We start from the raw sequence: 24,044 nt of genomic DNA on the forward strand, positions 1-24,044 counted from the left end.
CTTGTCCCCACTCGCTACCGGATTGGATGAAACATGATTGAAGGACTTGTACGCGGGGCGCTCAAGCAGCGCCTCGTGATTGTCGTGGTTGCGCTGTGTCTGCTGGCCTTCGGCCTGGACGCCGCGCGCAAGCTGTCGGTGGATGCCTTCCCCGACGTGACCAACGTGCAGGTGCAGATCGCCACCGACGCGCCCGGGCGCTCGCCGGAAGAGGTCGAGCGCTTCATCACGGTGCCGGTCGAAATCGGCATGACCGGCCTGCCCGGCCTGGTCGAAATGCGTTCGCTGAACAAGCCGGGCCTGTCGCTGATCACGCTGGTGTTCACCGACAAGACCGATCTGTACTTCGCACGCCAGCTGGTGATGGAACGCCTGCTCGAAGTGCGCGACCGCATGCCCGAGGGCGTCGTGCCGGTACTCGGCCCGGTGTCCACCGGTCTGGGCGAGGTGTATCAGTACACGCTGGTCAGGCCGGACGACGGTGACCGCGAACTGACGCAGGCCGAACTGACCGAGCGGCGCACCGTTCAGGACTGGGTGGTGCGGCCGCTGCTGCGCTCGACCACCGGTGTCGCGGAAATCAACTCTCAGGGCGGCTACCAGAAGCAGTACAAGGTGCTGGTCAATCCGGACCGGCTGCGCCATTACGGCCTGACGGTGAAGGATGTGTACGAGGCGCTCGGCCGCAACAACGCCAACGCCGGCGGCGGCATCCTGCCGCAGAACGCCGAGCAGTACCTGATCCGCGGTGTCGGTCTGGTGCAGAACCTCGAGGACATCCGCCTCATCGTGGTGAAGGAGGTCGGCGGCACGCCTGTGTACATCCGCGACGTGGCCGAGGTCGCCTTCGGCCACGCGGTGCGTGTGGGCGCGGTCGTCAAGAACGGCACGACCGAGGCGGTCGGCGGCATCGTCATGATGATGGCCGGCGGCAACGCCAAGGCCGTGGTGTCGGACATCAAGAAGAAGGTGGCCGAGATCAACGACAAGAACATGCTGCCCGGCGGCCTGAAGATCGAAGCCTATTACGATCGATCCGAGCTGGTCGATGCCGCGCTCGCCACCGTCATCAAGGTGCTGATAGAAGGCGTCATCTTCGTCGTCATCGTGCTCTACCTGTTCCTGGGCGATCTGCGCTCTTCCATCATCGTGATTGCCACGCTGGTGATCACGCCGCTGGTCACCTTCATGGTGATGAATCAGGTCGGCCTGTCGGCCAACCTGATGTCGCTCGGGGGTCTTGCGATCGCGATCGGACTGATGGTGGACGGCTCGGTCGTGGTGGTCGAAAACGCCTTCGAGCGGCTCGGCCATGCCAAGGAAGAGGGCGAAAGCCGCATCCGCGTCATCCTGTCCGCGGTGATGGAGGTTGCCACGCCGGTCATCTTCGGCATCGGCATCATCATTCTGGTGTTCCTGCCGCTGATGACGCTGCAGGGCATGGAAGGCAAGATGTTCGCGCCGCTCGCCTACACCATCGCCATCGCGCTGTTCGTCTCGCTGGTGCTGTCGCTGACGCTGACGCCGGTGCTGTCGAGCTATCTGCTCAAGGGCGGTGCGGATCACGACACCTGGCTGATCAGGACGCTCAAGAAGCCCTACCTCCCGATGCTGACCTGGGCGGTGGCCAACAGCAAGAAGACGGTGTCGCTGGCGGTGCTGGCCTTCGTCGGCGCGATTGCGATGCTGCCTTTCCTCGGCACCGCCTTCATTCCGGAAATGAAGGAAGGTTCGGTCGTGCCGGCGATGGACCGGGTGCCCAACATTTCGCTCGAGGAGTCGCTGAAGATGGAGCGCGAGGCGATGCGGCTGGTGATGGAGGTGCCGGGCGTGAAGTCGGCGGTGTCCGGCGTGGGTCGCGGCGAGTCGCCGGCCGACCCGCAGTCGCAGAACGAGTCGACACCCATCGTGTCACTGAAGCCGCGCGACGAATGGCCGGACGGCTGGACGCAGGAAACCATCCAGGACGCCATGCGCGAAAAGCTGACGGCGCTGCCCGGCGTCAACATCATCATGGCGCAGCCGATTTCCGACCGCGTGGATGAAATGGTGACCGGTGTGCGCGCCGACGTGGCGGTGAAGATTTTCGGCTACGACCTCGACACGCTGCGCGACAAGGGCGCCGAAATCGCGCGCGTGGCGCGCACCGTGCCGGGCGCATCCGAAATCAAGATCGAGCGGGTGACCGGCCAGCAGTACCTGACGATCGAAATCGATCGCCGCACGATTGCCCGCCACGGCCTCAATGTGGCGGACATCAACGACCTGATCGAAGCGGCCATCGGCGGTCGCCACGTCACCGACGTGTTCGAGGGTGAGCGGCGCTTTGCCGCGGTGGTGCGTCTGCCCGAGCGCTTCCGCGACAACATCGAAGCCATCAGCAACATGCTGATCACGACGCCGGATGGCGCGCAGCTGCCGCTGTCCAGCCTGGCGAGCATCGACGTGCGCGATGGCCCGGCGCAGATTTCGCGCGAAACCGGCAAGCGGCGCATCGTCATCGGCATCAATGTGGCCAACCGCGACCTCGGCGGTTTCGTGGCCGAGCTGCAACAGAAGGTCGGTGCCGAGGTCCAATTGCCCGAAGGCTATTACTTCGAGTGGGGCGGCCAGTTCCAGAACATGGAGCGCGCGCTGGGTCACCTGTCGATCATCGTGCCGATCACAGTGGCAGCGATCTTCTTCCTGCTGTTCCTGTTGTTCGGGTCGGTCAGGTTCGCCACACTGATCATCACGGTGCTGCCGTTCGCGTCGATCGGCGGTGTGATCGGGCTGTTCATCAGCGGTGAATACCTGTCGGTGCCCGCGTCGGTTGGCTTCATCGCGCTGTGGGGTATCGCGGTGCTCAACGGCGTGGTACTGGTGTCCTACATCCGCAACCTGCGCAACGAAGGCATGGAACTGATGCAGGCGGTCGTGCATGGCGCAAAGATGCGCTTCCGGCCGGTGATGATGACCGCCACCGTGGCGACACTGGGTCTGGTGCCTTTCCTGTTCGCCACAGGACCGGGTTCGGAAGTGCAGCGGCCGCTCGCCATCGTGGTGATCGGCGGCCTGATCACCTGCACGCTGCTGACCCTCGTCGTGGTGCCCGCGCTCTACACCTGGTTTGACGACAAGCCCTACGAGGCTTGATCCGAGGAGAGTTGAAATGAAGGAAATCAGAGCTGTCATCCGCCCGAACAAGCTGGCCCGGCTGCGAACGGTGCTGCGCGAAATGCCGGGCTTCCAGGGCATGACGATCAGCAAGGTAGAGGGCTGTGGTTCGCCCAGCGACCACATTCCGCACAGCATCAAGGACGAACTGACCGACTACTCGGCCAAGGTGCGAATCGAAATCATCGCGCAGGCAGAGCTGGTGGATGAAATCGTGCGCCGCATCGTCAGCGTCGCCTGCACCGGCCAGACCGGTGACGGGCTGGTGTGGGTGGTGTCGGTCGATCGCGCGATCTTCATCAACAAGACGACGGTGGGTTCGCCGCACGGCTGAGTGGGCGCAGGCTTCCGTCGGGCGGTCGGCCGGCGCGCGGCCGACCGCTCGCGGGTACGCAACACGGTCCGCACGCGGATGGTGTTGCAATGTCATCAGGGCCGCACGGGTGCGGGAACGAAACGGAACGGAGCGCGCGATCTGCATCCCTGAAACAGCGCGATCCATCCACATCGAAAGTTCGCCGGCCTGTGCTGGACACCCGATACATGTCCGGTCCGGGCGGCTTGCGCGGGTAGCCTGATCCATGGACATCGCACTGCTTTTCGCCCTGATCCTGTTGAACGGCGTTTTCGCCATGTCGGAAATCGCCATCGTTTCTTCGCGCAAGGCGCGCCTGATCGGCCTCGCCGACGACGGCAACCGTGGCGCCCAGGCTGCGGTCCGCCTGCATGAAGATCCGTCCAATTTCTTTTCCACCATCCAGGTCGGCATCACCTCGATCGGCATCCTGAGTGGCGCCATGGGTGAAACCGCACTGGCCGATCCGCTCGCGGTCTGGCTCTCCGGCTTTCCGCTGATCGAGCCCTATGCGCGCACCATCGCGCTGTCCATCGTCGTGGTTGGCATCACCTATTGCTCGGTGGTGGTCGGCGAACTGGTGCCGAAGCGGCTGGCGCTGCTGGCGCCGGAAAGCATCGCCTCGCTCATTTCCCGTCCGATGGTGCTGCTGGCGCTGATCGCCCGGCCGCTGGTGGTCGTGCTGTCGGTGTCGAGCAATACCCTGCTGCGCCTGGTCGGTGCGCGACGCACCGAAGAGCCGCCGATCACCGACGAGGAAATCAATGTACTGATGGGTCAGGGCGCCGAAGCCGGCGTGTTCCACCAGAGCGAGCAGCAGATCGTGTCGAACGTGCTGCGGCTGGACGAACAGCGCGTCGGCGCCATCATGACGCCGCGCAAGGACATTTTTGCGGTCGATCTCGATGACCCGGAAGAGGACATTCGTGCCCGCATCGCCGACAGTCCTTACAGCCGTGTGCTGGTCTGCCGCGACGGCGTCGAGCACGTGCTCGGCGTGCTGCAGACCGGCAGCCTGCTCAAGCGCTCGCTCGCCGGCATCACGATAGACCGCGCCAGCATCGAGGCGCTGCTGACGCCGCCGCTGTACGTGCCCGACACGGTCAGCACCGCGCAGTTGCTGGAAAACTTCCGGCGCACCCGCAAGCATCTTGCGCTGCTGGTCGACGAGTACGGCGACCTGCAGGGGCTGGTGACGGTCAACGACGTACTGGCCGCCATCGTCGGCGACATTTCGGTCGAGGACATCAACGAGGCGCAGGAAATCGTGCAGCGCGAAGACGGTTCGTGGCTGGTCGATGGCAGCACGTCGATCAGCAAGCTCAAGTCGGTCGTCGGCCTCGACGAGGAACTGCCGGGCGAGGAAAGCGGCGGCTTCAATACCGTGGGCGGGTTCGTGCTGCATGTGCTGGGCCGCATTCCCGTGCCGGCCGACTATTTCGAGATGCCGGGTCTGCGGATCGAGGTGATGGACATGGATCGCAACCGCATCGACAAGGTGCTGGTGCAGCAGATTCGTGCCGAACCGTCGGACGCGCCGCCCGACGCCGGCTGACGACGCCCGGCAGCCGGCGTCAGCGCACCGTGTAGTTGCGCGCCTCCAGACAGGCGGTCATCGCGCGCACGTAAGCCGCGCGCGCCGGGGCGGCGTCTTCGGGCGGCACGCCGCCGGACACCCGGGTCGGGTCGTAGCCGGTCTGGGACGACGCCCAGTCGTGGCATTCGAAGCGGTCGGTCGCCTGCTGTTCCGCGCTCTGGCCGGCGGCCGGATAGACGAACAGCTCGTCCGATCCGGCGGGCTCGCTGTCGGCGTACCGGCCTTCCGGCGGCTCGACCACAACATAACCGTCGTCGCGCCGCGCGTAGTACACGTCGTCGTAGCGGTAGTACGGGCGTCCACCGTAGTCGATCACCGAGTAACCCCAGGGCAGTACCGTGATGAAGGCACCGATCGGTGGGCCGACCACCGAAAACCAGGCGCCACTCGGCCGGTACCACGCGCCGCTCGAACGGTAGTACGGCCGGCCGTGGTAATGATGGACATGCACGTCGCGCGGCAGTCTGTGCACCACGGCGCCGCGGCCCGGGTAGTGCGCCGGATGCCGGCTGTGCCCAGCCGGGTGGTAAGCCTGCGGGACGTGCCGCTCGATGCGGTTCTGGTAGGCGGCGCGCGGCACGGCGCGATCGCCGCGCCGGTCGTCGCGCGGCCCGGCGTCGCGTCGTTCGGTGCGCTCCGGGCTGCGCTGCGCGTTGCGTTGTCCGTCGCGCTGAGCTTCGCGGGGCGCCCGGGCACCGCGGTCCTCGCGCGGCCCCTGTCGCTCGCCGCGCGGTTCCTGTCCTTGCCGTGCGCCACCGCGATCGCCCCGGTCACCGCCGCCGCGGCCTTCCTGCGAAAACGCGGCACCGCTGCCCAGAAGCAGCAGCGCAACGAGCGCCGCGCCGGTGCGGCCGAGCCGGGTGTGACGGGTGTGCTGCGTGTCACCGTATTCCATGATGCGTCGTCCCTGTGGTGAATGCGGCGTGATCAGCGCACGGCGTAGCCGCGGCCTTCGAGGCAGGCGATGAGCGCGCGCCGGTAGCGGTTCGCCTGTTCGCTGCCGGCGGCGTCGCGCTGTGCGGCACGCTGCGCATAGGCGTCCTCGACCCGGGCGGCACGCGCTTCGCGCGAGGCGTCCGATGCCGCACCGGCGGCCGCGCCGACCACGGCACCGATCGCCGCGCCCTGCCCCGTGTGGTACGGACTGCCGACCGCGGCGCCGATGACGGCACCGGTCACCGTGCCGGCCGCCAGCCCGTAGCCGGACGGCGGGTCGGCTTCGACGCGCGGGACCGGTGTCGGTACAGTGCTGCGGGTCGCTGGATCGAAGCCGGATTCACCGACTGCCCAGGCATTGCATTCGTAGCGGTCGCGCCGCTGCGTGGTGGCGTTCTGGCCGCGCGACGGATAGACCGACAGATCGGTCACCGCCTTCACCGGCGGTGGCCGCGGCGACCCGGTGTAGGGCGCCGGCCGGGGCGGCGAAGCGCACGCGGCGAGCAGGCCGGCGCACAGCGCGGCCGTCAGGCCGGATCGCCAGACAGGCTGAAGGCAATTGCGGGGGGAGGACATGGCGGACGCTGCCTGCGAAATGCGGTCACCGGAGCGGGACCGCGACGCATGCAGTGTTGCAGGCGGATGTAGCAAACTCTGTAATGGCTCGTATGCAGGTGTTACGGCGCGCCCGCGAGCCTTGCTCCCTGTGCGATCAGTGCACGATCGGCGGGACGATCAGCGTGTGATCAGCAGCGCGTCCAGGCCGAGCTGCTCGCGCAGCGCGCGGGCGGCGCCCTGCGCCGCGTCGCGGCTCTCGAACGGGCCGGCGCGCACGCGGTGGCGGTCGCCGTCGCTCGATACGCTGATCCGGTCGGCCAGATCACCGAGCGCTGCGGCGATCCGGCGCGACAGCGCCTGTGCGTTGTCGAGCGTGCTGAAGGCGCCCAGCTGCAGCCAGTGGCTGGCGGTCGACGTATCCTGCGCGCCGTCGGCGGCCAGCGCGGCGATCACATCGTCGGCTGGCGCTGCTGGCCCCGGTGCGGGGCGCGCGATCTCCGGCTGCCCGGCGGCGCGCCGGGCCAGCAGGTCGCCGGCGCTGCCCGGTGCGAACACCGCCTCGACCTCGACCTCGGCGCTGCCGTCGTTCACATAGCCGAGCTTGGCGGCAGCCGTCCACGACAGATCGATCACGCGGCCGGGCTTGAACGGGCCCCGGTCATTCACCCGCACCACGACCGAGCGGCCGCTGGCCAGATGGGTCACCCGCGCATAGCTTGGAATGGGCAGGGTGGCGTGGGCGGCGGTCATGCCGTACATGTCGTACGGCTCGCCGCTCGACGTTTTCTGACCGTGGAATTTGCGGCCGTACCAGCTGCCGCGCCCGCGCTGGCGGAAGGGCCGGTGTTCGGTCAGCGGCACGAAACTCAGGCCGAGCGCGCTGTACGGCCGGTTGGCGAAGCGGTGCAGCGGTTCGTCGCGCGGCACGGCGTCGGGAATCGCGGCCAGCGTCTGTGCATCGGGGGCGTTGTCGCCCGGGCCGTCGTCGAGGTAGAAACCGCCCGGGCGCGGCTTGCCGGAGGGCGCGGGGGCGGCGACCGGCGCGGCGCTTGTCGCGGGGGCGGGGCTGGCCGGTGCAGAGGGGGCCGGCGGTTCGCTGACCGGTACGCCTGCGCAGCCGGCCAGCAGGGCGCACAGCGCCACCGGCCACAGGCTGCGGGCGGCGATCATCGGCTCAGCGGTCGCGCCGGCGGGACCGCCGGTGCGCCTCGATCGACATCAGCAGGCCGAGCCCGATGCACAGCGTGACCAGCGCGGTGCCGCCGTAACTCACGAAGGGCAACGGCACGCCGACCACCGGCAGCACGCCGGTCACCATGCCCATGTTCACAAAGGCATAGGTGAAGCATGACAGTGAAATCGCACCCGCCAGCAGGCGCGAGAACAGCAGCGGTGCGCTGGCCGCGATCATCAGGCCGCGACCGATCAGCAATATATATATGCCGAGCAGCACGAGGCAGCCGAGCAGACCGAATTCTTCCGCCATCACCGCGAAGATGAAGTCGGTGTGGCGCTCGGGCACGAATTCGAGGTGGGTCTGCGTGCCCTCCTTCCAGCCCTTGCCGAACACGCCGCCGGAGCCGATCGCGATGCTGGACTGGATGATGTGGAAGCCGCTGCCGCGCGGGTCGGCGGTCGGGTCGAGCAGCGTGCACACGCGCTGGCGCTGATAGTCCTTGAAGCCCGGCCACTTGACGCCTTCGGCGCACAGCGCGTCGCCTTCGACAGCCACCGTGGTGACCGCCACCACGCCGATGACCAGCACCGGAATGATGAGCTTCCAGGACAGCCCGGCGAAGAAGATGACGAACACGCCGGCCGCCAGCACCAGGATGGCGGTGCCCAGATCCGGCTGATGGAAGATGAGGCCGACCGGAATGATCAGGATGACCAGCGCGACCAGGAAGTCGCGTACCCGAAGCTGCGCCTCGTGGCGGTGGAAATACCATGCGAGCATCAGCGGCACCGAAATCTTCAGCATTTCCGAGGGCTGGATGCGCGTGAAGCCGATGTCGAGCCAGCGCTGCGCGCCCTTCGAGGTTTCGCCGAACAGTTCGACGCCGATCAGCAGCACGACGCCCAGCAGGTAGAAGGGCAGCGCCAGCTGCATCAGGCGCAGCGGCGGAATCTGTGCCACCAGCAACATCACCGTCAGGCCGGCCGCAAGATTGACCAGATGGGCGTCGAAGCGGAAACCGAAGTCGGCCGTGGCGCTCGCCATGACCAGCGTGGCCAGCGCCAGAAGCGTGCCCGCGATGATCACCAGCGGCAGATCGAGCTTGCCCAGCACACTGCCCAGCGTGCCGCGCAGCCACAGCCACCTATTCGCTGTCAGTTGCATCCGTGTCCTCTGGCGCCGGGCCGGCCGGCAGGTTGCCCAGCAGATAGTAGTCAAACACCTGGCGCGCGATCGGCGCCGCCGATTGCGAACCGAAACCTGCGTTCTCGACCAGCACGGCCAGCGCGATCTTCGGGTCGTCGGCCGGTGCGTAGGCGATGAACAATGCGTGGTCGCGCAGCTTTTCGGCCAGCTTGCTGGTTTTCAGGTCGCCACCGCGCAGCGAGAAGGCCTGCGCCGTGCCGGTCTTGCCGGCCGCGACGTACGGCGCGCCGGCAAAGGCGCGCGCGCCGGTGCCGACGCGGTTCACCTCTTCCATGGCGCGCTTGATCACGTCGATGTCGGCCTGCCTGAGATCGACCCTGCGCACCGGTTCCGGTTCGATCAGCTGGATGGCGCCGGTACGCGAATTTTCGATATGGCGCACCACGTGCGGCCGGTACACCACGCCGTCGGCGGCCAGAATCGCCGTGGCGTGCGCCAGCTGGATCATCGTGTAGGCGTTGTAACCCTGGCCGATGCCGACCGAAATGGTCTCGCCGGCATACCACTTCTGCTGGTCGGGCCGCTTGAAGCGCTTTTTCTTCCACGCCTGCGACGGCAGTACGCCGGTCGATTCGCCGTCGATGTCGATGCCGGTGCGGCTGCCCAGCCCGAGCTGTGCCATGAAGTTCGAAATGCCGTCGATGCCCCAGTCGGCCGCGAGCCGGTAGTAATAGGTGTTGCACGACACCACGATGGACTTGTGCATGTCGACCGAGCCGTGGCCGCCCACCTTGTCGTCGCGGAAGCGGTGGCCGCCGAAGTCGAAGTGGCCCGGATCGGCGATGGCGAATTGCGGTGTGCGCTTGCCGGCGGTCAGCGCACCGAGTGCCATGAAGGGCTTGAAGGTGGACCCCGGCGGGTAGGCGGAATAGATGGCGCGGTTGAGCAGCGGATGGTCAGGCGAGTTGTTCAGCGCGTCCCAGCTGGTGGTGTCGATGCCATCGACGAACAGATTGGGGTCGAAAGTCGGCTTGCTGACCAGCGCCAGCACGCCGCCGGTCGACGGCTCGATCGCCACCAGCGCACCGCGTCGGTCGCCGAACGCGGTTTCGACGACGCGCTGCAGCCCCGCGTCGAGCGTCAGCCGCAGGTTGTTGCCCTGCTGCGGCGGCGTGCGCGACAGCACGCGCACTGCGCGCCCGGCGGCGGTCACCTCGACCTGCTCGACGCCGGTCAGACCGTGCAGCTCGCGTTCGTAGTGCTGTTCCAGCCCGCTCTTGCCGATGTGGTCGGTGCCGCGGTAGTTCGCCGCGTCGTCCGATTCCTGGATGCGCTCGGCGTCGCGCCGGTTGATGCGGCCCATGTAGCCGAGCACGTGCGACGCCAGTTCAGCGTTCGGGTACTGGCGGAACAGCCGGGCGCGCACCTCGACGCCCGGGAAGCGATAGCGCTGCGCGATGAAGCGCGCGACCTCGTCGTCGCTGAGCCGGGTGCGGATGGGCAGCGAATCGAAGTTGCGTGATTCGTCCATCAGCTTGCGGAAGCGCTTGCGGTCGCGCGCCTCGATATTGACGATGGCCGCCAGTTCATCGATCGTGCGGTCGAGGTTGTCGACGCGCGACGGCTGTATCTCAAGCGTGTAGGCCGAGTAATTGCGCGCCAGCACCTCGCCCTTGCGGTCGACGATGAGGCCGCGGTTCGGCGTCACCGGCAGCAGCGCGATGCGGTTGTCTTCGGCGCGCGTGCGGTAGTAGTCGTGCATCACCACCTGCAGCCAGACGAAGCGCGCCAGCAGCAGCGAAAAGCACACCAGCACCAGCGCGCCGGCGAACAGCACGCGGCGGCGGAAGCGCACCAGCTGGATTTCCGGGCTGTGCAGATCGTTCATCGTCGCCCAGCGAACGCGGTGAGCGTGGGGGCCGAGCGCCGCCCGCCGGGCCGCCCCCAAGGGCGAGCGCAGCCCCCTTGGTGGGGGTGAGACAGGGGTTTCGCAGCGCATGGCGCTGCGCCTGTCGAACGGGCCGGCTGTGCAAAGCCGGCCTCCGTCCCAAGGGGTTTCGCAGCGCATGGCGCTGCGCCTGTCGAACGGGCCGGCTGTGCAAAGCCGGCCTCCGTCCCAAGGGGTTTCGCAGCGGGCTCAGATAGGACGGTTTTCATCCTTGTCCTCCGGCCGGTACTGCGGCAGCAACAGCACGAAGCTGATCGGATGCCACAGCAGCGTGGCGATGACGCTGCCGACGAAATAGCCCAGACCGGGAAATTCCGCGTCGGTGGACAGGCGCACGCACAGCATGACCAGCTGCGTGCCGACCAGCATGGGCAGCACGTGCAGCGACTGCTGCAACGGTCCGAACCACAGGATGCGGCGCGAAAACGTGCCGGCGGTGTAGGCGAGCAGCACATAGGCCAGCGCGTGCTGGCCCATCAGGCTGCCGTGGCCAATGTCCATCAGCAGCCCGAACACGAAGCCCGCGCCCATGCCCGCGCGCAGCGGCTCGCGTACGCACCAGAAGCAGAGCACCAGCGCCACCCAGTCGGGCAGCATCGGCGTGCGGCCGAGCGGCATCAGGTTGAGCAGCAGCGCGAACATCATCGACAGCCAGATGAACCACGGCCGGACCGGGCGCAGGATGCGGCGCGAACTGAAGCTGGGCTGGTTCATGGCTTGACTGCCTTTTCCGCGCGGGCGCTGCCGGCGGTGGCCGCCGCGTCGTCTGCCGGCAGCACCGGCTTGCCGGGCGCCATGATGAGCACCGTGGAATGCGATTCGACGCCGGCCAGCGGCACGCACAGGATGCGCACGAAGCCGCCCGAGCCGTCGCGGTCGACCGATTTCACGCGCGCCACCGGCAGGCCGGGTGCGAACACGCCGTCCAGCCCCGAGGTGACGATGCGATCGCCCTCGCGCAGATCGACGTCGGTCGCCAGGTAGCGCAGCTCAAGCGTGCCGCTGCCGGCGCCGAACATCACCGCGCGCACGCCGGTGCGGGCGATCTGCACCGGCAGCGCCTGGTCCTTGTCGGAAATCAGCGTGACTTCGGCGTTCAGCGGATAGACCCGCGTGACCTGGCCGATCACGCCGATGTCGTCGACCACCGGGCTGCCCGGCTCGATGCCCTGGGTCAGACCCTTGTCGACCACCACGCGGCGCGAGAACGGGTCGCGCACGGCATAGATCACCTCGGCCACCTGGGCATTCACCTGTACCCGTTCGCGCATGTCGAGCAGCGCGCGCAGGCGGGTGTTTTCGAGATCGAGCTGTTCCTGGCGCAGCCGTATCGTGCCCAGCGCCACCTGTTCGCGGCGCAGGTCCTCGTTTTCGGCCTGCAGCCGGGCGAGGTCGGCGAAGTATTCACCGGCCGAGCGCACGCCGGTGACCGGCATGCCGGCGGCGACCTGCAGCGGCGTGGTGACCACCGACAGGCCCTGGCGCAGCAATTCGAGATAGTTCAGACGGTGATCGACGACGATCAGCGTGAGCGCAGCGCTCACCAGCACCACCAGGCGGGCCAGCGGTGCCGGGCCGCGCCGGAAGAACGGGGGCGGGGAATGTCCGGCGACCGGAGAAGCCATGAATCAGGAAACCGAGGGGGTCGAAGCAAGCCCGCGACGCGGGCGGTGCCGGTCCCGCGGCACCGTCGAGGCGGCGGGCAGGGACCGGTGAGCCATCATGCGGCGTGTCACTCGTTGGCGAAGATGCTGCCCAGCTGGTCCATCTTTTCCAGCGCGGTGCCCGAACCGCGCACCACGCAGGTCAGCGGGTCGTCGGCCACCACCACCGGCAGACCGGTTTCTTCCATCAGCAGGCGGTTCAGGTCGCGCAGCAGCGCGCCGCCACCGGTCAGCACCATGCCGCGCTCGGCGATGTCGGCGCCCAGTTCGGGCGGCGTCTGTTCGAGTGCGCTCTTCACCGCCGACACGATCTGGTTCAGCGGCTCGGTCAGCGCTTCGAGGATTTCGTTGGACGAAATGGTGAAGCTGCGCGGAATGCCTTCGGCCAGGTTGCGGCCCTTCACTTCCATTTCCTTCACTTCGGAGCCGGGGAAGGCGGAGCCGATTTCCTTCTTGATCGCCTCGGCCGTGGTTTCACCGATCAGCATGCCGTAGTTGCGGCGGATGTAATTGATGATGGCTTCGTCGAACTTGTCGCCGCCGACCCGCACCGATCCGGCGTACACCATGCCGCCGAGCGAAATCACGCCGACTTCGGTCGTGCCGCCGCCGATGTCGACCACCATCGAGCCGGTGGCGTCCGACACCGGCAGGCCGGCGCCGATCGCCGCGGCCATCGGCTCCTCGATCAGGTACACCTGACTCGCACCGGCGCCGAGCGCCGATTCGCGGATGGCGCGCCGCTCGACCTGGGTCGAGCCGCACGGCACGCAGATGATGATGCGCGGGCTGGGCGAAAAAAGACGTGAATCGTGCACCCGCTTGATGAACTGCTTGAGCATCTGCTCGGTCACTGTGAAGTCGGCGATCACGCCGTCCTTCATGGGCCGGATGGCGGTGATGTTGCCGGGCGTCTTGCCGAGCATGAGCTTGGCCTGCAGGCCCACTGCCTGGATGGTCTTCTTGGCGTTGGGGCCGCCTTCGGTGCGGATGGCGACGACCGACGGTTCGTCCAGCACGATGCCCTGACCGCGCACGTAGATCAGCGTGTTGGCGGTGCCGAGGTCGATGGCCAGATCGTTGGAAAAATAGGAACGCAGGAAACCGAACATGAAGTGTCTTATGTGGAAGCGACCGCGGGCGGTCTGTACGGGTTTGGGCCGGATCAGTCTTCACCCGGGGGTGACATCGAGCTGCCTCGATGCGCCGGGCGCGGCCGGAGGTGTTTGCAGCGGCCGGGCGGGCAGCCTGAATAGTTCATAATGATAACCCAACACACCCCGACCCCTTGAACTGAAACATCTTTGTCCGCGGGTGCCCCGGCATCCGGCAACCCACACAGCCCCGCCATGTCCCTGACCGACCAACAAGTCCGCCACATCGCGAAGCTGGCGCGCATCGAGCTTGCCGACGGCCAGCTCGAACGCACCCGCGACGCACTCGGCTCCATGCTCGGCCTGATCGAGCAACTGCAGGCGATCGACACCACCGGCGTCGAGCCGATGGCGCACGCCACCGACCTCGTGCTGCGCCTGCGCGACGACGCCATCAGCGAAACCGATCACCGCAGCGCCTACCAGGCGGTCGCGCCGGCGGTCGAAAACGGCCTGTATCTGGTGCCGAAGGTGATTGAATGAGTGATCGAACGATGGACACCGTGAAGCAGCTGTCGGCCCGGCTCGCGGCCGGCGAAGTGTCGGCGGTCGAACTGGCGCAGGACTATCTGGCGAAGATCGAGGCCGCCAATCCGGCGCTGAACGCCTTTGTCGAACTGAACGAGGCGCAGACGCTGATCGAGGCGCGTGCCGCCGACGCGCTGCGCGCCGAAGGCCGCGCGGGTCCGCTGACCGGCGTGCCGATCGCGCACAAGGACATCTTCTGCCAGACCGGCTGGCATGCCCGCTGTGGCTCGAAAATGCTGGAGAACTTCGCCGCGCCCTACGATGCCGGCCTGATCGAGCGCGCGCGCGCGGCCGGTCTGGTGACGCTGGGCCGCACCAATATGGACGAGTTCGCGATGGGCTCGACCAACGAGTCCAGCCACTACGGCGTGGTGCACAACCCCTGGCAGCTCGACGCCGTGCCCGGCGGCTCGTCCGGCGGTTCGGCGGCGGCGGTCGCGGCCGGCATTGCGCCGGCGGCCAGCGGCACCGACACCGGCGGCTCGATCCGCCAGCCGGCCGCGTTCTGCGGCATCACCGGCATCAAGCCGACCTACGGCATCGTGTCGCGCTGGGGCATGATCGCCTACGCCTCGAGCCTGGACCAGGGCGGTCCGATGGCGCACACCGCGGAAGACTGCGCGCTGCTGCTCAACGCCTTTGCCGGCTTCGACACGCGCGACGCCACCAGCCTCGAACGCGCGCCGGAAGACTACACGCGCGCCCTCGACGCCCCGCTGGCCGGCCTGCGCATCGGCGTGCCGAAGGAATTCTTCGGCGAAGGCATGTCGGACGACGTGCGTGCCGCGGTCGACGCCGCGCTGGCCACCTTCCGCACGCTGGGCGCCACCACGGTCGAGGTCAGCCTGCCGCGCTCCGGTTATGCCGTGCCGGCCTATTACGTGATCGCACCGGCCGAAGCCAGTTCGAACCTGAACCGCTTCGACGGCGTGCGCTACGGCTATCGCGCGCCCGAGTACCGCGACCTGAACGACATGTACGCCAAGACACGCGCCCAGGGCTTCGGCGAGGAAGTGAAGCGGCGCATATTGATCGGCACCTATGTGCTGTCGCACGGCTACTACGACGCCTACTACCTGCAGGCGCAGCGCGTGCGCCGGCTGATCGCCGACGACTATCGCGCGGCCTTCCGCGACTGCGACCTCATCCTCGGCCCGACCACGCCGACCGTCGCCTACGGCATCGGCGACAAGGCGGACGATCCGCTGTCGATGTATCTGGGCGACATCTACACCACCTCGGTCAATCTGGCCGGCCTGCCCGGCATGAGCATTCCGTGCGGCTTCGGCGCCAGCGGCCTGCCGGTCGGGTTGCAGATCGTCGGCAACTATTTCGACGAGGCGCGCATGCTGGGCGCTGCACACCGCTTCCAGCAGGCGACCGACTGGCACCTGCGCACGCCACCCCGGTAAGCCGACATGAGCACGTCACAGCGCTACCGCTACAACAGCGAACAGCTCAAGCACATCCTCGATCAGGCGGGCATCTACATGTGTGCCTGCCCGGCCCAGGTCGCCACCCAGATGCTCGAGCTGCGCAAGCTGCATGCGTACCAGCTGAACTGCATGAATGAAATGCCGCAGCTGGCTGCCACGCACCGGCGCATCGCCGAGGCGGCCGAGCGCGCCCACGCGGTGCTCGAAGCCGCGCTCGACGACGTGCTGCGCATCGAAGGCTGGGACGAGCAGTCGCTCACCATGCCGGACGGCCTGCGCGCACTGCGGGACAGTCTGCTGTGAGTCGCCGGTGGCTGCGCGGACTGCCGCTCGCGGCCGCGCTGACGGCGGCGCTGGTCGCCGGCTGCGCGCAGTTCGCGCCGCAACCACCGATCGCCACGCGACCGCAGCCGGCGCCGGCGAGCGCACCGGAAGCCAGACGGCCGGCGCCGCCGATCAAGAGCACCAAGCCGCTGCCGATCCCGGAACGACCGCTGGCGGTGAAGACCGAATGCAGCTACCGCGACGACGTGGGCACCGAAGGCCGACTGGTGCTCGATGTGCAGGGCTCGCGCGTGCAGCGCTTCTGGTCGCAGGTCGACATGGGCAGCAAGGGTCGCTGCAGTTTCGACCTCGCGGCGTTCCGGCAGACCGCCTTCATGCCGACGCCGACGCTGGTCGCCGGCGCCTGCACGGTGCGCATGTGGGAACAGGGTGACCAGGTCACGGTGTCGTACCAGAACTGCGCCAGCCAGTGCTCGCCCGGCGCGCACGAATACCTGTGGCCCACCCTGGTGAGCCGCAAGACCGGCACCTGCCGGTAACCGCAAGACGGAAAGACACGGAAAGAGAACGCGATGAGCAGAGCCAACTGGGAAGTCGTGATCGGGCTGGAGACACACAGCCAGCTCAACACGACCTCGAAAATCTTCTCCGGCAGCCCGACCGCGTTCGGCGCCGCGCCGAACGTGCAGGCCAGCGCGGTCGATCTGGCGCTACCCGGCGTGCTGCCGGTGATGAACCGCGCCGCGGTCGAACGCGCCATCCGTTTCGGTCTCGCGGTGGGCGGCGAGGTCGCGCAGCGTTCGGTGTTCGCGCGCAAGAACTACTTCTACCCCGATCTTCCGAAGGGTTACCAGATCAGCCAGTACGAACTGCCGGTGGTGCAGGGCGGCGCGCTGACGATACGCGTCGGCGACGGTGACAAGGCCTACGAGAAGGTGGTGCGCCTGACCCGTGCGCACCTGGAAGAAGACGCCGGCAAGAGCCTGCACGAAGATTTCCATGGCATGTCGGGCATCGACCTGAACCGCGCCGGCACGCCGCTGCTGGAAATCGTCAGCGAGCCGGACATGACGTCGAGCGCCGAAGCCGTGGCCTACGCGCGCGCGCTGCATGCGCTGGTGCGCTGGGTCGACATCTGCGACGGCAACATGCAGGAAGGCAGCTTCCGCTGCGACGCCAACGTGAGCGTGCGCCGCCCGGGCGAGCCGCTCGGCACGCGGCGCGAAATCAAGAACCTGAACAGCTTCCGCTTCATGCAGCAGGCGATCGACTTCGAAATACAGTGGCAGATCGAACAGATCGAAGACGGTCACAAGATCCAGCAGGCCACCGTGCTGTTCGACCCGGACACCGGTGAAACGCGCGCCATGCGCAGCAAGGAAGACGCGCACGACTACCGCTACTTCCCCGACCCCGACCTGCCGCCGCTGGTCATCGCCGCCGACTGGATTGCACGCGTGCGCGGCGAAATGCCCGAGCTGCCGGTCGCGCTGTCGGCCCGTCTGCAGGCCGACTACGGCCTGTCGCCCTACGACGCCGCAGGTCTGACCGCCAGCCGCGAAATGGCGCAGTACTACCTCGACGCGCTGGCCGTCGTCGGCGCGGCGCAGGCGAAGCCTCTGGCAAACTGGGTCATGGGCGAACTGGCCGCGCGGCTCAACCGCGAAGAGCGCGACATCGCGCAAAGCCCGGTCACGCCGGCGCAGCTCGCCGGCCTGGTCGCGCGCATCGCCGACGGCACCATTTCGAACAACATCGCGAAGAAGGTGTTCGAAGCGCTGTGGAGCGGCGAAGGTCAGACGGCCGACGCCGTCATCGAAGCCCAGGGACTGAAACAGGTCACCGACGTGTCGGCCATCGAACCCATCATCGACGAGGTGCTGGCCGCCAACCCCAGATCGGTCGAGGAATACCGCGCCGGCAAGGACAAGGCCTTCAACGCGCTGGTCGGCCAGGTCATGAAAGCCAGCAAAGGCAAAGCCAGCCCGGCGCAGGTGAATGAACTGCTGAAGAAAAAGCTCGCCGGCTGAACGCGCAGCACCCTATATCCGGGCGCGGCGGCCTCGCCGCGATCTTCACTTCGATCAGCGACCATCGCTACACGATCGCGGCGAGGCCGCCGCTCCCACAGGGGCCGCTCCCACAGACACTACGCAGATCGCCCCCAAACGTCCGGCATCCGCGCTGCTCCAGTAAGCCCCGCCTTGAACAGACGACCCGAACCTCACTTCGAAAACATACCGACAGCGCACATCGACACCGCACNCGCTGCTCCAGTAAGCCCCGCCTTGAACAGACGACCCGAACCTCACTTCGAAAACATACCGACAGCGCACATCGACACCGCACCCCGACAGCACCCCTGGCTGCGCCCCGCCCTTCTTTACCGGATACCCCACACCATGCGCGTCCTCTTCTTCTTCGCCGCCCTCGCCTTCGCCATCGTCGGCATGTCCGGCATCACGCTCAGCCTGGTCAATGTCATCGACGACAGTCACAACGGCGGCTGGCCGCTGTGGCAGTCCCTGCCACTGGCCATACTTGGCGTGGCCGGTTTCCTGTTCTGCCTGGTGAAGGTGATCCGCGGCGTGCATGAAGAGGTACCGCGTACGCCGGAGTGATCGCGCGCCTGCCGCCTGCGCGCTTCAGGGCGACAGCCCCGGCGCAGGCAGCGCATCCATCGGGCTGCGCACCCCGCCGCCGCCCACCTTCAGCACATGCGTGTAGATCATCGTCGTCGCCACGTCGGCGTGGCCGAGCAGTTCCTGCACCGTCCGGATGTCATAGCCCGACTGCAGCAGCGCAGTGGCGAACGAATGGCGCAGCGTGTGCGGCGTTGCCAGCTTCGTCAGCCCGGTGCAAGTCACCGCCCGCTTGAAGGCGCGCTGAAAGGTCTGGTCATACAGATGGTGACGCCGCACCACACCTGACCGCGGGTCGACCGACACATCGGCTTGCGGAAACACCCAGAACCACGCCCACGATGTGCCCGCGCGCGGGTATTTGCGAGCCAGCGCATCCGGCATCTCGACCCCCGCGCGTCCGCAGCGACAGTCGTCGGCCCACAGCACCCGGGCGCGCGCCAGCTGCTCGCGCAGCGGCCGAATCAGGCTCTCGGGCAGCATCACCGCACGGTCCTTGCCGCCCTTGCCCTCGCGCACGATGACCGTGCGACGTTCGAAATCGATGTCCTTCACGCGCAGTTGCAGACCTTCGTTGATGCGCATGCCCGTGCCGTACAGAAGCTGAGCGAGCAGGCGATGTTCGCCCGCCATCAGACAGAGCAGGCGGGCCACTTCGTCGGGTGTCAGCACCACCGGCAGGCGACGCTTCGTGCGCGGCCGCCCGATGTCATTCATCCACGGCAGGTCGACGCCCAGCACCTTGCCGTAGAGGAACAGCAAAGCCGACAGTTCCTGCTTGTGCGTCGAAACGGCCACACGGCGCTCATTCGCCAGCCACGACAGAAACGCCTCGATCTCCGCCCGCCCCATTTCGGCCGGATGGCGCAGCCCGTGAAACCGGATGAAACCCTTCACCCAATAGACATAGGTCTGCTCGGTGCTTATGGTGTAATGCAGGTAACGTATCCGTTCGCGCAGCTGATCCAGCAGGCGAACCGATTTCAGGGGCGGAAGCGGACGGGTGAGGTTTTTCATCGCCGTTTAATGCTGTATAAATACACAGCATAGGTCGACGAAACCTGTATGGCAAAGTCATTTCGTGGGGATCATTGCAGCCCGTTTACCCAGCAGCTTCCGGAGTTATGGCGCAAAACTGCGCCAGAAAACAAAGTTAGACCTCATGGAACACAACTGGCCTGCGTTAGGTGTCATTGCGGCAATCGCATGCTGCGTGTATGCGCTCGATCGACGAATGCACAGACGTGCGGAAAGCGTCAGAAACTCCTGGAACTGCATCCGTTGTGGCGTGGTGTTGAATCCTATGGAGTCTTCTTATATCTCGGTTGCTGGCGGTGAAATCACAACCAAGGCAAGGGCGTGTCCTAGGTGCGCCCGCCGAGACTCAAGAGTTCGGGCCTTTGGTTGGGTCGTCTTGCTTGCTGCCTTTGCTGTCACGGGGGCTCTGCTTTGGCTGCAGTGAGGTCTAACCTGTCGCTCGAGCCGACGTCCGTCGGCAAGCCTCCGTCCGCTGCTCAGCTTCAACGTTAGGCATCTCGTGGAACCGTCAGAGTACTTTTCTCTACTTGCCGCTGGCCTACCGGTCGGTCTGGTTCTTCTGGCCGTCCTGAGCGGGAGAGATCGCGAGGCCATTCGCCGCAGGGTTGCTCGTTGGTGCCTTTGGTTCGGCGCACTATCTGCGGGAATTCTCGGCCTAGCCGCGCTTTTCGGAATTGATCTTGTGCCAACGAGAGGGGTTCTTGGTATGGCGTTTGTTGGCTTGCCGGCGCTCACGTCGGGTATGCTAATGTCTTTCTTCGGTCGCCCATGGCGCCGTACGACAGAGCCTCGTTAGACGTGCATCACTTACCGCGCAATTCAACAGCGTTTGCGAGGACAGCGCGTTTTCGATGCCTAACACTACATTCGAGCGGACCTGCGCGAAAAGCCGCGCAGGCCGCTCAATTTCGAAGTTGTACATCACCGGTGCTGTCGTTGCAGGCAGCAGGTCAAGATTGAAGCGAATCACGAAGGCCGCCACCAGGCCGAGTCGCGATTCGAAGCGCATCCGTCTGGCAGGCAGGACAGCGCCCCTTGTTGCGCCATGCCTCCGTGCTAGTGTTTCGAGGCATTGAGGGCGACAGCCGGTAGCGAGCGCTGATTGCCGTTTGGGTTTGGATCTAGGTCGAAAGGTAGCGGCTTCGCTATGCACAACGCACGTTCGTTCCAGTTTTCGGCGATGTCCAACACTGCGGTCGAGCGGAACGCCCAAAGCTGCGCTTTGGGTACCCTGCGCGGCTACGCCGCTCCGGCGTCCTCTCACCTACGGCGTTGAACATCACCGGTGCTGTCGTTGCAGGGTGCAGGTCAAGATTGAAACGAATCACGAAGGCAGACACCAGGCCGAGTCGCGGATCGAAGTGCATCCGTCTGGCGTGTAATGTGGCGCCCCTTGTTGTGCCATGCCTTTGTGCTAGTGTTTCGAGGCATTGAGGGCGGCAGCTGGTAGCGAGCGCTGATTGCCGTTTGGGTTCGGATCTAGGTCGAAAGGTAGCGGCTTCGCTATGCACAACGCACGTTCGTTCCAGTTTTCGGCGATGTCCAACACTTCGGTCGAGCGGACCGCCCAAAGCTGCGCTTTGGGTGCCCTACGCGGCTGCGCCGCTCCGGCGTCCTCTCACCTACGGCGTTAGGGCACGCTGCCAATGCTCAGCCTCATGCGTTTCTACGTCCTTCACAAGAATTGGCGTGCTCGCCTCGCGCTGAATTCTGCTGCCTCGAACATTTGGCTTTGCTGGGTCATCTCTCTTCTCTTCGTGGCTGGTCTAGCTTGGGGTGCTGCGTTCCGGAGCTTGGACATGGGTTCTGCTCTTTTTCTCGGCGCCACGGCAGTCGCTTCGTTTGCTGCGTCATTTGCGTTCTTGGCTGAAGCGAAACGCCTACACGCAGTCCGCCTTGCCGCAGGAAACGCCGTCTTTGCCGAGAAATGAACCCGCGTGCCCTAACACTACATTCGAGCGGACCTGCGCAAAAAAGCCGCGCAAGCCGCTCAATTTCGACGTTAGGCGTCATGAGCTCCCGTTACCGCAACGTTCAAGAAGTCTTAGACGACGCGGCCTCCGCGGTCGATTTCCTAGGATGCGAACAGCCGCTTTTGCTTACGAGCATTGGCATTTTCGGAAACCAGCCCCTCAATATCGTAGTTACTTGGGGTGATGCGGACGCCGTGGCGCTCCTACTCGACGCGGGCGCGCCGATCGATGCGCAGCACGAGGACGGCGACACAGCGCTTCATCATGCGTTACAAATGGGCCACTTCGAACTAGCGCGACTACTGATTAGCCGCGGCGCCGATCAGACCATCCGCAACAACGAAGGTAAGCTGGCTCGTGACTGTTGCTGGGAAGGCGAGTGGCAGAGGTTGGGGCTAAAGCATGACGCCTAACAAATCGCTCGAGCTGACGCGTGATAGATGAAGTGCCAAGCTCAGACACCGGCGCGCGCGCCGCTCAGCTCAAACGTTGGGCATCACCGGTGCTGTCGTCGCAGGCAGCGGGTCAAGATTGAAGCGAATCACGAAGGCCGCCACCAGGTCGAGCCGCGGATCGAAGTGCATCCGTCTGGCAGGCAATGTGGCGCCCCTTGTAGCGCCATGCCCGTGTGCTAGTGTTTCGAGGCATTGAGGGCGGCTGCCGGTAGCGAACGCTGATTGCCGTTGGGGTTCAGTTCAAGGTCGAAGGGCAGAGGCTTCGCTATGCACAACGCACGTTCGTTTCAGTTCTCGGCGATGTCCAACACTTCGGTCGAGCGGACCGCCCAAAGCTGCGCTTTGGGTGCCCTGCGCGGCTGTGCCGCTCCGGCGTCCTCTCACCTACGGCGTTGGGCCGCACACCATGTCTGATCGTCCCACCACGATTCCAGAGGATCGCCAGCTCACCGAAGAAGAGCGCTCGTTCCTCTTCTGGTTGCTGTCTGAAGGTGGCGACCGTTCTCGCGCTTTTCTGCCGCAGTTGCAGAAGGCTCATGTGGTTGGCCGCTGTGCTTGCGGCTGCCCAAGCATCAACCTCAGCGTTGGCGGCGTCACTCACTACGGTTCCACTGGAATGGACACCTTATGCTCCTATCGGTGGTCCTCACCGAAAGGGCATCTATTTGAGGTATTCGTGTTCGCCTGCGGTGGCCTGCTTGCCGGTGTTGATCTGTGGTCGATTGATGGCCAATCCACACCTACAGCAATCCCACCTACATCTGCGCTTCAACGGTCGGAGGATTGGTAGGGCATGTTTCCCCAAGACCACGTTCCGTGCGGCCCAACCCATCCTTGCACCGGACCTGCGCGAAAAGCCGCGCAGTCCGGTGAAGTCAAACGTTGTGCCTCTTGTTCATCCTACGCACATGGCTAGCTTCTATCTCCAGCTTCTTGTTCTTGTTTGCCTTCCTGCCGTCTACGTTGGCGGCGCAGCACTTCTTGCATGGTCTAGTTTCGACAGGCCATGGCTTTTTGTCCTCTCGGGCGTAATTCTTCTGTATGTGCTTTACGCCGTGGCGTTCTATTTCAGCGCGCCGTCTGCTGGTGGCTACACCGTTGTCCGAGCAGACCAGTTGCAGCCGGGTGCCCAAGGTTACGTCGAAACAACACATACCGGCCGGGTTGTCACTTCGCTAATCGGCGAGTATTTCAGACCTATCCTAATTTTCGCGGTTGCCGCAATTCCTACGTTGTGGCTCGTTGCTAGAGTGTTCCGCCGCTAGGTCATGCCATCCGTAGAGGCCCAACCCGGCAATCAACTCGGACGCTGCGCGATAAAGCCGCGCAGCGCCGGTTATTTTGGACGTTGAACATCACCGGTGCTGTCGTTGCAGGGTGCAGGTCAAGATTGAAACGAATCACGAAGGCAGACACCAGGCCGAGTCGCGGATCGAAGTGCATCCGTCTGGCGTGCAATGTGGCGCCCCTTGTTGCGCCATGCCTTTGTGCTAGTGTTTCGAGGCATTGAGGGCGGCAGCCGGTAGCAAGGGCCGGATTGCCGTTGGGGTTCAGTTCAAGGTCGAAAGGTAGCGGCTTCGCTATGCACAACGCACGTTCGTTTCAGTTTTCGGCGATGTCCAACACTTCGGTCGAGCGGACCGCCCAAAGCTGCGCTTTGGGTACCCTGCGCGGCTGCGCGGCTGCGCGGCTGCGCCGCTCCGGCGTCCTCTCACCTACGGCGTTGGGCATCACCGGTGCTGTCGTCGCAGGCAGCAGGTCAAGGTTGAATCGAATCAAGAAGTCGGCGAGCAGGCCGAATCGCGCATCGAAGCGCATCCGTCTGGCAGGCAGGACAGCGCCCCTTGTTGCGCCATGCCTCTGTGCTAGTATTTCGAGGCATTGAGGGCGACAGCCGGTAGCGAGCGCTGATTGCCGTTTGGGTTTGGATCTAGGTCGAAAGGTAGCGGCTTCGCTATGCACAACGCACGTTCGTTCCAGTTTTCGGCGATGTCCA

The 24,044-nt window shown here is 65.7% G+C and carries 21 protein-coding genes; 11 read left to right on the forward strand and 10 right to left on the reverse strand.

All coding sequences use genetic code 11. The features are described 5' to 3' along the window. Positions 1-33 precede the first annotated feature (33 nt). The 3 genes from NMQ16_RS04380 to NMQ16_RS04390 all read left to right on the forward strand — a co-directional run bounded on the left by NMQ16_RS04380 (position 34) and on the right by NMQ16_RS04390 (position 5,066). Entirely contained in the window at positions 34-3,135 is a 3,102-nt protein-coding gene (locus NMQ16_RS04380) for an efflux RND transporter permease subunit (RefSeq protein ID WP_257079269.1), read from the forward strand. 16 nt (positions 3,136-3,151) lie between these two features. Further along, a complete protein-coding gene (locus NMQ16_RS04385) occupies positions 3,152-3,490 on the forward strand; it encodes a P-II family nitrogen regulator (RefSeq protein WP_257079270.1) in 339 nt (112 codons plus the stop codon). A gap of 247 nt (positions 3,491-3,737) precedes the next feature. Next, a complete protein-coding gene (locus NMQ16_RS04390) occupies positions 3,738-5,066 on the forward strand; it encodes a hemolysin family protein (protein ID WP_257079271.1) in 1,329 nt (442 codons plus the stop codon). A 19-nt stretch (positions 5,067-5,085) separates the two neighbouring features. On the opposite strand, the gene NMQ16_RS04395 is transcribed toward NMQ16_RS04390, so the two are convergent. The 8 genes from NMQ16_RS04395 to NMQ16_RS04430 form a co-directional block, all read right to left on the reverse strand. Next, complete coding sequence (locus NMQ16_RS04395; RefSeq protein ID WP_257079272.1) at positions 5,086-6,003, reverse strand: DUF6515 family protein; 918 nt, start codon at positions 6,001-6,003, stop codon at positions 5,086-5,088. Between the two features lie 32 nt (positions 6,004-6,035). Beyond that, complete coding sequence (locus NMQ16_RS04400; protein WP_257079273.1) at positions 6,036-6,620, reverse strand: YMGG-like glycine zipper-containing protein; 585 nt, start codon at positions 6,618-6,620, stop codon at positions 6,036-6,038. 159 nt (positions 6,621-6,779) lie between these two features. Continuing rightward, positions 6,780-7,772 carry a septal ring lytic transglycosylase RlpA family protein gene (locus tag NMQ16_RS04405; RefSeq protein WP_257079274.1) on the reverse strand — a complete coding sequence of 331 codons (993 nt, stop codon included), beginning with the start codon at positions 7,770-7,772 and terminating at the stop codon, positions 6,780-6,782. 4 nt (positions 7,773-7,776) lie between these two features. Beyond that, the gene (gene rodA / locus NMQ16_RS04410) at positions 7,777-8,943 is read right to left on the reverse strand and encodes a rod shape-determining protein RodA (RefSeq protein ID WP_257079275.1); all 1,167 of its coding nucleotides are present in this window, start codon (positions 8,941-8,943) and stop codon (positions 7,777-7,779) included. Beyond that, entirely contained in the window at positions 8,924-10,813 is a 1,890-nt protein-coding gene (gene mrdA, locus NMQ16_RS04415) for a penicillin-binding protein 2 (protein ID WP_257079276.1), read from the reverse strand. Before mrdA ends, rodA begins: the two co-directional genes overlap by 20 nt. Positions 10,814-11,062: 249 nt before the next feature. Continuing rightward, on the reverse strand, positions 11,063-11,587 hold the full coding sequence (gene mreD / locus NMQ16_RS04420; RefSeq protein ID WP_257079277.1) for a rod shape-determining protein MreD: 525 nt from the start codon (positions 11,585-11,587) through the stop codon (positions 11,063-11,065). Further along, positions 11,584-12,498: a rod shape-determining protein MreC gene (gene mreC, locus NMQ16_RS04425; protein ID WP_257079278.1), complete on the reverse strand. Its 915-nt coding sequence runs from the start codon at positions 12,496-12,498 to the stop codon at positions 11,584-11,586. The genes mreD and mreC overlap by 4 nt, the downstream gene beginning before the upstream one ends. A 107-nt stretch (positions 12,499-12,605) precedes the next feature. Further along, positions 12,606-13,649 carry a rod shape-determining protein gene (locus tag NMQ16_RS04430; protein WP_069038948.1) on the reverse strand — a complete coding sequence of 348 codons (1,044 nt, stop codon included), beginning with the start codon at positions 13,647-13,649 and terminating at the stop codon, positions 12,606-12,608. Positions 13,650-13,886: 237 nt separating this feature from the next. Between NMQ16_RS04430 and gatC the strand changes: the two genes are divergently transcribed. The 6 genes from gatC (at position 13,887) to NMQ16_RS04460 (ending at position 18,561) form a co-directional block, all read left to right on the forward strand. After that, positions 13,887-14,174 (forward strand): Asp-tRNA(Asn)/Glu-tRNA(Gln) amidotransferase subunit GatC, encoded by a 288-nt coding sequence (gatC, locus tag NMQ16_RS04435; protein ID WP_257079279.1) that lies wholly within the window; start codon positions 13,887-13,889, stop codon positions 14,172-14,174. Continuing rightward, entirely contained in the window at positions 14,171-15,631 is a 1,461-nt protein-coding gene (gene gatA, locus NMQ16_RS04440; RefSeq protein WP_257079280.1) for an Asp-tRNA(Asn)/Glu-tRNA(Gln) amidotransferase subunit GatA, read from the forward strand. The genes gatC and gatA overlap by 4 nt, the downstream gene beginning before the upstream one ends. Positions 15,632-15,637: 6 nt before the next feature. Then, complete coding sequence (locus NMQ16_RS04445; RefSeq protein WP_257079281.1) at positions 15,638-15,958, forward strand: hypothetical protein; 321 nt, start codon at positions 15,638-15,640, stop codon at positions 15,956-15,958. Continuing rightward, positions 15,955-16,479: a hypothetical protein gene (locus tag NMQ16_RS04450; RefSeq protein WP_257079282.1), complete on the forward strand. Its 525-nt coding sequence runs from the start codon at positions 15,955-15,957 to the stop codon at positions 16,477-16,479. Before NMQ16_RS04445 ends, NMQ16_RS04450 begins: the two co-directional genes overlap by 4 nt. Positions 16,480-16,512: 33 nt before the next feature. Further along, a complete protein-coding gene (gatB, locus tag NMQ16_RS04455) occupies positions 16,513-17,970 on the forward strand; it encodes an Asp-tRNA(Asn)/Glu-tRNA(Gln) amidotransferase subunit GatB (RefSeq protein WP_257079283.1) in 1,458 nt (485 codons plus the stop codon). 372 nt (positions 17,971-18,342) lie between these two features. Beyond that, the gene (locus tag NMQ16_RS04460; RefSeq protein ID WP_069038953.1) at positions 18,343-18,561 is read left to right on the forward strand and encodes a hypothetical protein; all 219 of its coding nucleotides are present in this window, start codon (positions 18,343-18,345) and stop codon (positions 18,559-18,561) included. A 24-nt stretch (positions 18,562-18,585) separates the two neighbouring features. Here NMQ16_RS04460 and NMQ16_RS04465 read toward each other — a convergent pair whose 3' ends face one another. Further along, on the reverse strand, positions 18,586-19,599 hold the full coding sequence (locus NMQ16_RS04465; protein ID WP_257079284.1) for an integron integrase: 1,014 nt from the start codon (positions 19,597-19,599) through the stop codon (positions 18,586-18,588). Positions 19,600-21,631: 2,032 nt separating this feature from the next. Between NMQ16_RS04465 and NMQ16_RS04470 the strand changes: the two genes are divergently transcribed. After that, positions 21,632-22,006 (forward strand): ankyrin repeat domain-containing protein, encoded by a 375-nt coding sequence (locus NMQ16_RS04470; RefSeq protein ID WP_257079285.1) that lies wholly within the window; start codon positions 21,632-21,634, stop codon positions 22,004-22,006. Positions 22,007-22,454: 448 nt separating this feature from the next. Then, on the forward strand, positions 22,455-22,838 hold the full coding sequence (locus tag NMQ16_RS04475) for a hypothetical protein (protein ID WP_257079286.1): 384 nt from the start codon (positions 22,455-22,457) through the stop codon (positions 22,836-22,838). A gap of 812 nt (positions 22,839-23,650) precedes the next feature. Here the strand turns inward: NMQ16_RS04475 and NMQ16_RS04480 are convergent. Further along, entirely contained in the window at positions 23,651-23,866 is a 216-nt protein-coding gene (locus NMQ16_RS04480) for a hypothetical protein (protein WP_257079287.1), read from the reverse strand. Positions 23,867-24,044 lie beyond the last annotated feature (178 nt).

This window comes from Methyloversatilis sp. XJ19-49 (genome assembly GCF_024580145.1).
Taxonomy (GTDB): domain Bacteria; phylum Pseudomonadota; class Gammaproteobacteria; order Burkholderiales; family Rhodocyclaceae; genus Methyloversatilis.